This is a genomic window from Desulfovibrio intestinalis, from assembly GCF_014202345.1.
In the GTDB taxonomy this organism is placed as follows: domain Bacteria; phylum Desulfobacterota; class Desulfovibrionia; order Desulfovibrionales; family Desulfovibrionaceae; genus Desulfovibrio; species Desulfovibrio intestinalis.
Genome location: NZ_JACHGO010000008.1, coordinates 97537 through 111530 on the forward strand (window position 1 = coordinate 97537; position 13994 = coordinate 111530).

At 55.7% G+C, this 13994-nt stretch carries 9 protein-coding genes; 3 read left to right on the plus strand and 6 right to left on the minus strand.

What is annotated here, in order from left to right; genetic code table 11:
* Positions 1 to 295: 295 nt before the first annotated feature.
* Positions 296 to 3298: a hypothetical protein gene (locus tag HNQ38_RS12495; protein WP_183721560.1), complete on the minus strand. Its 3003-nt coding sequence runs from the start codon at positions 3296 to 3298 to the stop codon at positions 296 to 298.
* 996 nt (positions 3299 to 4294) lie between these two features.
* A complete protein-coding gene (locus HNQ38_RS12500) occupies positions 4295 to 5686 on the minus strand; it encodes a radical SAM protein (RefSeq protein WP_183721563.1) in 1392 nt (463 codons plus the stop codon).
* A gap of 396 nt (positions 5687 to 6082) precedes the next feature.
* On the opposite strand from HNQ38_RS12500, the gene HNQ38_RS12505 reads away from it, so the two are divergent.
* From HNQ38_RS12505 to HNQ38_RS12515, 3 genes are all read left to right on the plus strand, one after another.
* Entirely contained in the window at positions 6083 to 7174 is a 1092-nt protein-coding gene (locus HNQ38_RS12505; protein WP_183721566.1) for a BMP family protein, read from the plus strand.
* Positions 7175 to 7216: 42 nt separating this feature from the next.
* On the plus strand, positions 7217 to 8383 hold the full coding sequence (locus HNQ38_RS12510; RefSeq protein ID WP_183721569.1) for an MFS transporter: 1167 nt from the start codon (positions 7217 to 7219) through the stop codon (positions 8381 to 8383).
* Positions 8384 to 8982: 599 nt separating this feature from the next.
* Positions 8983 to 10062 carry an ABC transporter substrate-binding protein gene (locus HNQ38_RS12515; protein ID WP_183721572.1) on the plus strand — a complete coding sequence of 360 codons (1080 nt, stop codon included), beginning with the start codon at positions 8983 to 8985 and terminating at the stop codon, positions 10060 to 10062.
* Between the two features lie 369 nt (positions 10063 to 10431).
* On the opposite strand, the gene HNQ38_RS12520 is transcribed toward HNQ38_RS12515, so the two are convergent.
* The 4 genes from HNQ38_RS12520 to HNQ38_RS12535 all read right to left on the minus strand — a co-directional run bounded on the left by HNQ38_RS12520 (position 10432) and on the right by HNQ38_RS12535 (position 13915).
* Entirely contained in the window at positions 10432 to 11352 is a 921-nt protein-coding gene (locus tag HNQ38_RS12520; RefSeq protein WP_246388143.1) for a bifunctional methionine sulfoxide reductase B/A protein, read from the minus strand.
* Positions 11353 to 12112: 760 nt separating this feature from the next.
* Complete coding sequence (gene galE, locus HNQ38_RS12525) at positions 12113 to 13099, minus strand: UDP-glucose 4-epimerase GalE (protein ID WP_183721578.1); 987 nt, start codon at positions 13097 to 13099, stop codon at positions 12113 to 12115.
* Positions 13053 to 13337, minus strand: a complete 285-nt coding sequence (locus tag HNQ38_RS12530) for a hypothetical protein (protein ID WP_183721581.1) — start codon at positions 13335 to 13337, stop codon at positions 13053 to 13055. The genes galE and HNQ38_RS12530 overlap by 47 nt, the downstream gene beginning before the upstream one ends.
* 131 nt (positions 13338 to 13468) lie before the next feature.
* Positions 13469 to 13915 carry a flavodoxin gene (locus HNQ38_RS12535; protein WP_183721584.1) on the minus strand — a complete coding sequence of 149 codons (447 nt, stop codon included), beginning with the start codon at positions 13913 to 13915 and terminating at the stop codon, positions 13469 to 13471.
* Between the last annotated feature and the right edge of the window lie 79 nt (positions 13916 to 13994).

The following is a 13994-nucleotide window of genomic DNA, read 5'->3' on the forward strand; positions in this document are numbered from 1 at the left end:
TTACTTAGAGCATTTAAACTTTGAAAGAAGTTAACTGCTTTAGCGCGGCACAGGAATGCAGAACACCACAACACGGGGTGGGTTCAGCCGAGAATCGCGTCTTCTGGCAGAGCGCTTGCCCCTACACGGCGGGGCGTCTGCTCACGCAGCCACCTGACCGTTTCAAAATTGAAATGCTCAAGCCAAAAGAAGCGGCCCTTTTTATGAAGGAAGCGTACGCAGACGTACTCAACCGGCATAAAAAGGGCCGCATTATGTGATCGAGAGCTGTTCTGAAAGCAGCCCAGGGCTGTTTCTAGCGTGCTCCGCCCGGCTCTTTTATCTTGCCGGGCCGGCACATACGGCTCAGACGGCGCAAATATGCTTTACGCTTGTCCAGAAAGAAGGCCAAAGGACGCGAGAAATTGCGCCCCAGCAGACCGTCCACAAGAAGCTGGCTGATCTCGCGTTCACGCGTCAGCACAAGCTGCGATCTGGCCAGCACGTTACGGTCGGCTTCCGGCATGGCGCGCGCAATCTGCCGAAACGCGTCCTGTGCTCTGGGCTGGTAAAACCAGATGTACATGAGGTCAAGAGCATTGACGATGAATGCCCGCTCCAGCTCCTTGCCCTTGACTCCCCCGCTGCCCTGAAGCCCGCCGGGACGAGCCAGCTTGATAAGCGCGTCTTCGTGAGGGAACAGCAGCTCCAGCCGCGTGTAACAGTCAAAAAGGTTGTTGAGCTTGCTCTTGTAGTCCCAGCGGCGCATGCGCAGGTTCACCTGACTGTCGGCGTAACCTTCAATAATGGCAGCCACTGTGTCCGATGCCATTTTAGACACCACTGCCGCACTGGGCACCATATACAGCTCAGGATTGGCCACACCAAACGCGCCAAGGGCCAAGTATAGCAGATAGTTATACGAGGACGACACAGGAATGGCCAAGGCGCTTCGAAAGAGGTTGCCGATGGCGGCCTCTTTGGGAAAACCGCGAAAGACGTTATGCGCGCAAATATAAAATCCATTGATGATGCTCAGAACCGTAAAGACCATCCAGGGGCTTTGCGCCACTGTTATGCCCAGTGTTCTGTCCAAAAACCACACGCGAACTATTGCTTCCAGCAAAAGGACGGAAATGCCCGTGTACATGAGCGAGTCGCACAGGCGGCTTATACTGACCTGGTCCTTCCAGTGGAGCAAAGTATCCCGCGTGGCCCCCTTGGCAGCCAGAACCATCTGCATCACATTGCGTACGCCCGTGATGCCAAACCAGATAAAGGTGCCGCCCCAGGCGAGAACCCACCAGTCCTGCGTGTATAAAAATGAAAAGAAAGCCGGAACAAACCCCAGCAACACCTTGAGCCAATTGCAAAACGAGCTGTTCAGATAGGAGAAGCCGGGGCGGCACCTGCTTGCCTGCTGATCTTTGCCCAGCAGGTTATTGCCTGTTGCCGGGCCAAGCCCGCCAAGGTTAATGACGTTGCCCTGCCCGCAGACGCGGAAATCTTCGCTGGCAGTCTTCCAGGTCTTGCGGCGCTCCATGCCCAGATGACGGCAGCCGGGCGCCCACCGCAGGCAGGCGGCCAACCGCTGCCAGGCGGAGGGATTGCGCGGCTTGGCGTAGCTGTAAACTTCTTCCACCGGCGAACAGATGGGAATTTCAAACTGCTGCTGCCCCCTGCCTTTATGCGCCGAAAAACGGCCTCTGGGCAGGGTGTCTTTGATAACAAAACCCATGCCGTATGTGATGCGGCTGGCGGAGCTGGTGCCCAGACGTGAACCCAGAGGCTTGTGGCGATAGTGCTCCCACAGCTTCGGCACGTTATGCAGTATGTCTCGAAACTTGGCGGCTCTTTCTTCGTCCACAGTGCGCATGCGGCGCGCCATCTGGCGAATCATCTGCTTTACGCGGGGGCCAAGCCCTTCATTGAATGCTTGCTGCAATTCGCTGATGGGTTTGAGATTGGCCTGTTGACGCTCCATCCAGCTCTTCATGTTGAAGATTTCCAGATGGGTGATGTTGCCCTTGGCATCCCATAAAAGCTCTGCCACATCCTCAACGCTCAGGGCAGAGGTACAGAGCACAAGACGATAGCCCGGCGTAAGCTCGGCCAGTTCCCGCGTAAGCTCAAACGTGGAAAGCCGCATGAGGTGAGGCATTTCTTCCGAAGCAGGCGGGCATTCCAGATCTGGCAGTTCCGGGTGCAGGGCTGCGGAAAGCCATTCTTCAGCGATATGTTCCGGCCCCAGATGCTCAAGCACCTCCAGCTCGGCACGCGAAGTGGCGTCATCCTTTTCAGCAAGTCTGGCGGCACGCTGACGCAAGGCAGGCTGCACATGGCGGTGCAGCCCTTCAGCCAAATGCAGGCTGCTGGCCTGTCCCCTGCCTACAAAGCGCAAAAATTCGTCCGCCGACAGTTCGGGAATTTCAACTTCCCAGGCGGCTTCCATCTTGGGGCGCTGGTGCTCGTTCCACAGGGAAAGACAATGGAGCACGCGGTCACGCCGCCAGCGCAGCACTTCCCTGCCACGTTTCATCATTTCAGCCACTTTGGGGCTGTGCAGAAATTCCAGAAAATCTTCATTTGAACTGAAGCCGCGCGGTATCCAGAACAGGCTCACAAAACGCCCATAAAACGGAACCTGAAATTCTAGGCCAATGCGTACGGCTATGCCCGTAATTTCAGCGGCGCGCAGGATTTCACGCGCGGCATCAGGCTGCACCCAGTATTCATAGGCCACCGTCAATGAGCGCAGGCCCTTGATCCAGGCGTCCATGATAAGATGCGTCGGACTTTTACGGCCCTTGGTGTTGGCGTCGTAAACGTGGTCGTCAAAAGCAAGCTGGTTCCACGCTTCCGGCATTTCCGGCAGGTGATAGCGGGCCAGCATGCGGCGAACAACGCGCGGCGTGCCCTGAACGGTACGGCGAAAGTCGTGCGCCAGCTCAAGCTGTTCCTGCGGATTGTCATGGGCGCGCACAATGCTTTTCATGATCTGCATGAGCACGCGCGCCGTATTGCGGCGCAGCGACGAGTGTGCGCTGTTGAGCACTTCATCATACAGCGTTTGCAGTGCCAGCAGACGATCCCTGGCCTGGGTGCGTCCTACCTGAAGATTGCGCAACAGGTTTATAACAGCATAGGCCATGCGTGAAACAGGAGTTGCTACCAGTTCCTTGATGCCGTGCGGATGCAAGCTGGGGTCAAAAAGGCTGGTGTCCGAAGGTTTATTGTCGGACTCCAGAATGCGATTGACAAGAACAAGGATATCCCTGTCCTGTTTGTCAAAATAAAAACCACGCCATACGAAACTCACGCCATGTACTCCTTACGAAAAGCCGCCATGCGGCGGCTGGAATGAACCATTTGTGACGATACCCCGGCCCAGCGTCCACGTCAAATAGCTGAACTTAGGGCAGTTTGGCTTTCAAAACGCTAACATCTCTGTGCAAAAGCCGCCTTTCATCAGACATGCTGGCAACACGCGTGTGCTGGCGCATTTCAAAAACACAATTATAAATTGGAATAGAATTTTCTGTCGGCAAAATTTCTCTTCCGCTTCGAAGGCAACCAGCTCTCGTTGCCGTCATCGGGGACGTCTGGGGCGTGGGCGGTTTCTGTTTCGGGCGGCCCCTGCCCTCATTCGGCGAGTCCCTTCGCACTGCGCAATTGCCTTCCTCAGATACTGATGGGCGTTGATTCAAGAGACAGAATTCATAGCCAGCAGTGCTACTATGATTGGCGTAAAGATTACGCGGGTGGACTCGAAAAAGCCCAGGTGCACAGTGCATCCCCCGCACGAAGCCTTCAATATAGCAATGCAAGAGACCTGGAAATAAAACCAAGTCTGCTTCCGCCAGTGCTGATACTGGCAGAAGCAGACTGAAAATATTCGGTATGGTGACATAAAAGCGGGGGACGAGCCGCCGGATGCTACAGCCCGTCCCCCGGTTGCCCGAAGGCAACCCGGACACACCGCGCCCTGCTGCCCCGCCGGTTCCGGGGCTGAGTGCACAGCCGGGCGGCAGCCTGCAATAAAGAGACACGCCGTCCTGTGGTCCGCCAGGAAAATTCAGTGTCGCCTGCCGAAAATCAGGGCAGGGTTTGTGCGCCGGAAAGTGCAATTCTACCAGGCACAACCGCTCCCGTGGCAAAAGCCACAACAACGGCCCATGGTTGAACACTGCGCACGCCAGCAAATAATCCGCGTTTTACGCCATAACGACGCAATGCCTGTTTATGACGAAATCCCGTCCACGCGTGAGGCTGCCCTCTGCCCCCTAGGGGCCAGAGGGCGCAATCAAATACGGGGTTAAATGAATTCGTCCATACAGCCAGCCCGCACCTTTTTGAGCAAGCGGTCTGCCGCGCCGCGTTCGTGCAGGGACATTTTATTCAGTTTTTCATTCAACAAGCGCTCACCCATGCTGCGGGTATAGGGGGTGGCGTAGTGCAACAGAAATTCCATAAATGATGCCGCAGAGTTGGGGCTACACTGCCCCTTCATGCCGCACTCACGCACCATCGCAAGAAATTCCTCTCCTCTGCGGCCAAGCCTTGGGCAAGCTGCGCAAAACGATGGCAGATGCCGCGCCTCTTCAAGCAGAAAGCGCACCACCTCATCCACATGACAGTCTTCGCCCAGAGGGAAGGGAACCTGCTGGCCAGGAGCAAGGGCCCACCCTTCATAGGGGTTGGCCACACTGCCCGTGAGCAGTTGCGAAGCCCCGGCACTACAGCCGTCGCGCCAAAGCCCGGCAGGTTCCTTGGTGGTCAGGATGATGCCGCTGTGCGGCAGGGCCAGCCGGGCCAATGCCACACAGCGCAGATAATCCGCATCGCTTACCGGGTAAGGCGTATCCATAAGGCTGCCGGGGGCAAGGCGCATTCTGTGCAAGCTTACAGTGCGGCAGCCCAGGTCATACACGCGCTCAAGATGGGTCGCGTGCTGTGCGAGGGCAAGCAGGTCAAACTGCCAGGGGCCCAGGCCCAGCAGAATACCCAGGCCCACATCGGGCACGCCTGCCGCAAAGGCGGTGTCAGGCGCATTGAGCCGCTTGACGTAATCGCTCTTGGGGCCCGCCACATGGGCGGCGCGGTAGCTGGCCTCGTGGTAGGTGTCCTGATAAATAAGAACAGTGCCTACATAGGCATCCAAAAGGGTCTGGTACTGGGCAGCTTCCAGCGGCCCGACGTTGACGTTGACGCTGTGTATTTCGCCCACGCCGTCAAAAACCGTGTACAAGATGCTTATGGCCTCGGCCAGATAGTCCACATCAGCGTTGGGCAACTGCCCACTGACCAGGAATATGCGCTTGTGTCCCTGACGGATGATTTTCAGGGCAGCCTGGCGCATTTCCGGCGAGGTCATGTACTTACGCTCCACAAGGCCATTATCCCGGCGGTTGGAGCAATACAGACATTCGCTGCCGCAGTGGTTGGAAAGGTGCAGAGGAGCGGAAAGCACCATGCGGTCGCCGTAGACCTTCTGCTTCACCTCATCGGCCACAGCAAGAATACGCTCATGCCCGGCCGGATCGTCCACACGCATGAGCGCCACTATTTCATTCAGGTCCAGCGGCTCCATCTGCATAGACTTATCCAGAATATCGCGCAGTTCAACGGCATCTGGAACATTTCGACGGCTCAGGGCTTTTTCGATGGTGGCCACATCAAACCATAGGGGCAACGATTGCGCAGACATGCTGTCCGACCTCACACTGTTTCAAAAAAAGTTACATCTAAAAGGCTTGCCTTTTATTTTCAAATACCAACTAAATCCTGTGATTCGATTGTCCAATATTTCACATAATCCTGTCAAGAAAGAATTCCAAATATTTTGCAACCTCCCTGACAGGGATGAATCTACCCCCAATTGCGCGCAATTTTTTGCGCTATCGCCAAACTGCAAAAAACAAGCGCTACGATATACGGCTTCACACCAGCCCTGATCCTCAAAAAAACTGCCGTCCCGTTCGCGCAACCCTGCGCATCTGCCGTAAAACTGCCTGCTGGCGGGTATTGCGGGCCGTGCCGGTGGAGCGTATGCTGGATTTTGGCCGATATGGCCGTCCATTTATGCGTTTAAGGAAACCCGCCAATGCTCCACTATAAGTTGCCTTCGCTCTCAGCCCCGCTTTTTACCCTGCTCTGCTTCATTACGCTGTCACTCTACGTTTTCGTGGGCGCACCCTACGCCGCAGAGTCTGCGTCTGCAACTGGCAGCCCACGCCTTCGCGTGGCCCTGCTGCTGGAACACCCTGGCGGGGACGGCGGCTGGAACGACGCTCTGTTGCGCGGTCTTGAACGGGCCCGCGCACTTCCTGTTGACGCTGAAGTGCTGGTAGCTCCGGCGCAGGCAGACACCGCCGCCATTCAGGAATTTTTCCGTAATGCCGCGTCCAGTCATGACATGGTGCTGGTGGCCTCTGACAAGTTGCACGAAGCCCTGCGCAACAATGCCGCCAATTTTCGCAAAACCATGTTTGGCTGTATTGACGCGGGCGTGCGCGCTCCCAATATCATGTCCATAACATTTGCCGACGAACAGGCTGCATACCTTGCGGGAGCAGCGGCAGCCATGCTTACGGCCCAGACAGCCCTGCCCGGCATCAATGCCGACAGAACCATCGGCTGGCTGTCGGGAGAAGACGTGCCCGCCATGCGCTCTTTGTTGAATGGTTTTGTGGAAGGCGCGCGCCTTGTGGACCCGGAAGTACGGGTCATCAACCGCATCACGGGCTCCTTTACGGATGCCGCAGCCGGGGGCAAAGCAGCGCGAGAACTGCTGAACCAGGGCGCGGATGTGCTGGTGCTGGCCAGCGGGCTTGGCAACGGCCCTGCGCTGCAGGAAGCCGCCAGCCGGGGCGCCTATGTTATCGGGCTGGACGGAAACCAAGACGACAGGCTGCCGGGGCGTGTGCTTACCTCCATAGTCAAAAAGGCGGACGACGCGGTATACGACCTTGTGGCTGCTGCCGCTTCCGGCAATTTCAAGGGCAAGGAAATTCTTGTGCGCGACCTCAATAACGGCGGCGTGGATATTACGGAAATGGGGCCGTTTCGCACCGTTGCGGGCAAAAATGCCCCGGCAGGTATGGACCGCAGGCTGCGCGAGTTGCGTAGCGAATTGATCAATGGCGGCATTCGCCTGAAATCCATGCGCGAAAGAACCCTATGCGACTGCCTGTAGCCTGACGCCACGCAAAAGCGTGTGCGCCTCAGGAGAATTTTGATGCCTGTCTATTACTGGTTTCCTGTGCTTGGATGTCTTGGCATAGGTATTATGTTCATGAACATTCCACCTGTCGCCACGCAGTTCATGCAGCTTTTCGGCGTGGGATACGGGGGCTTGTCCTTCTTTTTGAGTTCACTTTTCTGGACTCATGCCCTGGCCCAGATTCCAGCGGGCCTGCTCATCGACCGGCTTGGTATCCTGCGGTCACTGGTGATTTCGGCCATCCTTTGCACTGCTGGTTCGCTTGCGCCCTTTCTTGCTCCGCACGGACTGGGGCTGGCCATCTTCATGCGCCTTGCCGTGGGCATGGCCTCTGCCATGCTGTTTCTGGCCATCGTATCTGTAGTAAAAACTCTGGCCCCGCCACAATTTCTGGCGCGCGCCCAAGGCTTGCAGGGCGCGGCTTTCAGCTTTGGCACCATGCTGCCCTATCTGGCGCTTCCCATTTTCGGTTCTCGGGGTTGGGCTGCAAGCTACATCATGGTGGCGCTCATGCCAGCCCTGCTGTTGCTCTCTCTGTTGTGGGTGCCCCGCGCTCCTTTGCAGCAGAAGACCGTTGACGCCAACTACAGCGTGTGGCTATCGCTTAAAACCGTGGCAAAATCGAAGCGCCTCTGGTTTCTTGGCTGTTGCCACGGATTTTCTTTTGGCACCATCACGGCCTTGGGCAGCTGGCTGCCTTCAGTCCTTGCCGACAACAGCCCCGGCAGTCACCCCGAAAATTGGGGAATCGCCACAGGCGCAGTGCTTCTGGCAGGAACGCTTGCCCGCGCGGGCGGCGGAGAACTGGGCAGCAGAAGCGGGCTTCATGAACTGCTGACCAAGCTCGTGCTCGGTATTTCCCTGTTGTATACGGCAATGGCCTTCTTGCCTGGCCCCTTCCCAACACTGGCAGCCGGGGTGTGCCTGGCCGTTTGTTGCGGCTGCGCCTATGCCACAATATTTGTGCTCACCATACGCACTGCCGGGCCAGGGCTTGTTGCCACCGGGGTGGGCTTCATGTCTACCATCGCCAACATGGTCAATGTGCTGCTGACCTTGCTTATGGGCAATGTGCGCGAATATGCGGGTTCCTTTAATCCGGCCCTGCTGGTTACGGCCCTGTGCGCCGCCGGGTTGTACCTGTGGGGCCGCATGCTTTCCCGAAGCGAAGACGCAAAGTAAGAATTTTTCACTTCGCTGTGACTGCTTGAAGGTGACGCAGCCCGGCGGTTTCTGACAATGATTTCTGGCAACGGTTCCTGTGCGATGGCTTCTGTGCAATGGTTTCTGGGCGTACGAACCCGAAGCCGTCTCAAGAGGATTGGCCTGAATCCTGGGCAGAACCGCCCTGCTGGCAAGCCAGCACATCTGAAAAAACGACAGCACCGCGAGAACAAACCGCGCTGCGCTGTAGGCGTCCCCGTTCGTAGCTTTCCATCACAACGGGCGAAGATCGCCAGACGAGCTTCGCCTTGCCGCAAGCACACCCAATCGCTGCATTGCTCAAAGAACGCGCAACCTCCCGGCACATCTTGCGCAGTTTCATCCCACAATTTTTGAAATTCGCTCTGGCTAGCCGCACACCCTCCTTAATAATTTCCCGCAAAACCTATACAAGCTCCGTAGCGGGCAATGGCCCATTGCCGCAGGATAAAAAAACAGATAAATAGATTACGCCTACCTCAAACTCGGACATCGTCGGCTATACCTGGATAGCCGTATTCTTCGGAGCCATAAGAGTATCAACGACCTGCGCCTCCACAACTTCCCGGGAGAAGCTCATGCTCAAAAAATATATTGTCCTGTTTCTCACCGTTCTCATGCTGACGCACATCACCGCCTCCGGTGCTGCGGCCAACAGGCTGGTTCGTGTTCCCACGGCCTGGATGGACGAGTTTGAAACCTTTCTCATGTGGTACGCCAAAGAAAAAAACTGGGACAAAGAAGCTGGTCTGGATATTGAAATCAACCAGTATAATTCCGGTGAGGAAGTTCTTAACGCCCTTCCCACTGGAGCATGGGTTTACGCGGGCGTCGGAGTAATTCCGGCCATTATGGGAAACATGCGCAGCAATGTTACCGCCATAGCCATAGGGGCAAGCGAAGCCGCAGCCAATGGCGTGGTGGTGCGCGCCGACAGCCCCATAGCTGCGGTCAAGGGCTGGAACAAAGATTACCCCGAAGTGCTGGGCAGCCCTGACACTCTGCGCGGCAAGACCTTTCTTGTTTCCGACCTCAGTTCCTCACACTACGCGCTGTCCTCATGGCTGGAAGTTCTTGGCCTTCAGGACAGCGACATCATCATCAGAGATATGGTGCAGGGGCTGGTGGTGGCCAGCTTTGAAAACCGCATCGGCGATGGTGTCGCCCTGTGGGCGCCACAGCTGTATCTGGCATTGGACAAGGGTGGAGTGCTGGCTGCCGACCTGAAAACCTGCGGGAAAGAAAGTTACACATACATCATTGCCAACACCGCATACGCCAATGAAAATCCTGAAATTACAGCAAAATTTCTTTCCGTCTACTTCAAGGCCGTGGACGAATACACAAGCAAGAGCCCTGAAGTTTTTCTGAAAGACTACCGCCGCTTTTACCTTGAATGGGCAGGCAAAGACTATGACGAAGAGCTGTTGCGGCGTGACATGAAGAGCCATCATGTGCTGGCCCTGACGGAACAGCAGCGTTTCTTTGATGAAAGCAACGGGCGCAGCGAAGTGCAGAAAGACCTTGAGGCCATTGCCCGTTTTTTTGGCAATATGGGCCGCCTGGGCAAGGAAGAAATGCTCAAGATCAGTTCATCTTCATACTCCAGCGACAAATTCATCAAGCTGGTACCGCCCAATTTGAAGCTTAAAAAATAAGTAAAGGCGCTACAGATGCATAAAGTGGCGGCGGGCATATGCCCGCCGCAACTTTTCATGAGGAATGCGCCCCCCGCGCCTTAGAGCAGATTAACTTTAAAATCCTGCAAACAGTACCGTCACGGGATGAGCTCTCTTGTTACAGTACTTGAGAACGTTTCGTTAGGAAAAACGAGCCTTTTATGCAGGGCGTGTACCCTTATGATGCTCGCCCCAAATGAAAGGCTTCGTTCGCCGAAAAAATAGCTGAAAAGCCACCCGTGACGAAATGCCCAGGAATGCCTTTTTTACGGAAGAAATGTACTCTCACAGTACATGACTGGAGTAAAAACGGCATGTTGACGCAGACAGCTGGACAAAAGAATTCCCTTAACGCTTGTCAGCGGGTGTATCAAACCGTGGCACAGACATATGGCAGCGCCCGCGCCCGGTGCGCTCGGCAAACCTCTGGTGGTAGGCCTCGGCCTCATAAAAGGGGCCGGCCTGCTCCAGGCGCGTTACCACGTTATATCCAAGTTCCTTCAGACGGTTCATGAGCTTACGGGCCACGGCCTCCTGCCCGGCATCAAGAAAAAATACCGCAGACCGGTACTGGTCGCCCACATCCGGCCCCTGGCGATCAAGCTGGGTAGGATCGTGAATTTCAAAAAAGCGGCGCAAAATCTGCTCATAGCTGACCACTGCGGGATCAAAGGTCACGCGCACGGCTTCAGCATGCCCCGTGTCGCCCCGGCACACGTCCTCATAGGTGGGGTTGGGCACCCGCCCGCCCGTATAGCCCGAAACCACGTCGATCACGCCGGGCATACGACGATAGGCATCCTCAACGCCCCAAAAGCAACCCCCTGCCACAATGGCAGTGCCCGTTGCTGAAGCGGGTTGCGTGCGTTGCGCCAGGGCCTGCGCCTCTTCCGGGCTGCCTGCCGGATAAAAAGCCATAGAAAGAGAATTGACGCAGTGACGCGTATTCTTGGTGGTAAAACCTTCTCCCTCAAAAACATGACCAAGATGCCCGCCACAGGCAGCGCAGACAATTTCCACCCTTCTGCCGTCGGCATCGGGCAGACGGCGCACTGCCCCCGGCAGTTCCGTATCAAAACTGGGCCAGCCGCAGCCGGATTCAAATTTGTCTTTAGAACTGTAAAGAGCCGCGCCGCACTGGCGGCATACATATGTTCCAGCCTCTTTGCTGTCTGTATAGCGGCCAGAGTATGGGGCCTCAGTGCCCTTGCGCAGAATGACGTCTGCCTCCCGGTCCGAGAGGGGCGGCATGGAAGATGAAGTTTTCATGGCAGCCTCCGATGAAGCAGGGGCCGAGGCAGCACCAGAAGCGCCTGCCCCACCCGCCGGGGATACAAGGTAAAGACCGCAAAGCAGGCAAACGGTCAGTATTTGAAAGAAAACATTGTAACGCATGGCATGCTCACTGTTTATGTATCAGATAACTACCCTGCTGGCGTGGTCAACACTTGCCGCCCGCAAAGCCGCCAGTAATGTATATCGATACTACAAGAAACCCGCGCTAAAATATAGAGCGGGCAGGTTAAGCGCCAAAGGCACGGGAAAAAAATTTTTGCCAAAGAAGCGCACTCTTATAGTGCACGGCTGGAATAAAAAAGGGATTTTGACGCAGCCTGCCAGACAAAAGAATTAATTGGGAAAGCCCGGAAGCCGTCATGAAAAGGGCGCAAGCACAATATTTTTTGATCACCCGGCGTACTCGGCTTAGCTGGCTTATCTGGTTCACCCTGGCGGCAAAACAAACATGCTTTGCCGCAGAACAGCGGCCACGCCGGACGGTCTGACCTCGCGACCAGATGCGAAAATTAGCGCGAAAATTGGCGGTATAAAGGGACTATTCGGCCTGACGGCATAATCTGGCCGTATGGTCAGATCGTAGGATCTGCTCGTATGGTCTGGCCGCACAGGCTGATCCATGTGGAGCATCTGCCGTAAATTACAATGGGGGCCGCATGCGCAGCCCCCATTGTAATTTTCGCAAGCACTTTCTCAATATGAGACGGCTTCACGTTCTTAACATAAGACTGCTCTAGGAAGAAAATCCTTCTGGATGATTTTTATGCCATTCCCATGCCGAGGCAATGATCTGATCAATACCAGCCTTGGCCTCCCATCCGAGAATTTCTCTGGCGCGGTCAGCGGAAGCCACCAGCCTGGCGGGATCACCGTAACGGCGCGTGGCCATTGTCACACCAATATCATAGCCAGTCACGCGGCAGGCAGCGGCCACCATTTCGCGCACGCTGAACCCCTTGCCATTGCCAAGGTTGCATATTTCGCTGCCGCCTCCGGTGCGCAGATAGTCCAAGGCACGCATATGTGCGTCCGCCAGATCCATAACATCCAGATAGTCACGAATGCAGGTGCCGTCGGGCGTGGGATAGTCGTCGCCGAAAATGGTCACGGTTTCGCGGCGGCCCAGGGGGACCTGCAGAATAAGCGGAATAAGATGGCTTTCTGGCCTGTGATCTTCACCAATGGCCCCACCGGGCCATGCGCCGCCCACGTTAAAGTAACGCAAACTCACAAAGCGGATGCCGTGAGCCTTGCCCACCCAATGCATCATGCGCTCCATGATAAGCTTGCTCTCGCCATAGGGATTGGTGGGCCGCAGGGGGGCGTCTTCACCGATGGGTACGCTTTCCTGCTCGCCATACACGGCAGCAGAGGAAGAAAAAACTATTTTGTCCACATGGTTGCGCACCATTGCTTCCAGCAGGGTTTGCATGCCGTGAACATTGTTGTGAAAATATTTCAGCGGCTGCTCCATACTTTCACCCACCAGCGAACTGGCGGCAAAGTGCAGCACAGCGCTCACCCGATGGCTGGTAAACACCTGATCCAGCAAAGCCGCATCGCGTATATCGCCTTCGTACAGGCTGACCCCTTCAGGCAATGATTCCCGGTGCCCGGTCAAAAAATTGTCCACAACAACGACATCTTCGCCGCGCGCCAGCAATGAACGCACATTATGGGAACCAATATATCCGGCTCCGCCGCAAACCAAAATGGACATGGGCATTCTCTTTTGTTGAAAGCATCTCTGCGCGGTACGCCACGCGAATGAAGTTTCGCTTTTTTGCACAACAACTGTGGCTCTGGCAAGCCCTGCCACAGCCATGAATGTATTTTGCCATTTCTTTTGGCGCGATGCCAGTGCAGGAACGAATTTTTTTCAGAATGGCTCTTGCCGGAATTTTTGATACACCAAAAAACAGCGGCAGCAGCGGATAATCACCGCATAAAAGCGGCATGAAACTATCCGGAACATACTGTCTCCCCTTCTGAAACGCCATACGGCCCGCGACCTGACGAAAGGTTGCGGGCCGTATGGACTGCCTGCCGCAGGGGCCTTGTGCTCAAGGCCCCCTTATTTTTGTGTTTCCTACAGTCCCTTGAGCACGTCCTGTGCAAAAGAAGCGACGGCATCAGCATCGCTGGAAGCGTCGCCTTCCATCTTGAGGCCTTCACAAATAATTTCCGCACCCAGGCCCTTGGCCTTTTCTTCAATGGCGGGTACTGCACCGCAGTAGTGTTCGTACTCCATATCGCCCGAGGCAAAGGCAGCCACCTTCTTGCCCTTGAGGCCCATGCTCTCCATTTCGTCGAACAGGGGTGCGAAATCGTCCTGCAGTTCCAGATCTTCCATGCCCCAGGCCGAGGCGCCCATAAGCACTGCGTCATAGCCATCAGCCAAATTGTCGGCAGCAGCTTCAGAAGCGTTCAGCAGGGTCACTTCATGACCACCGGCGGCAATAAGCTCTTCCAACTTCTGGGCAATGCTTTCGGTATTACCAGTGCTGGATCCAAACAGAATCATAACCTTGCTCATGGTACGCTCCTTCCGGCCATTAGCCGGATCTTTATAAAATGAAATTCATTTTCAAATGAAATAATGAGGTTCCTTGTCC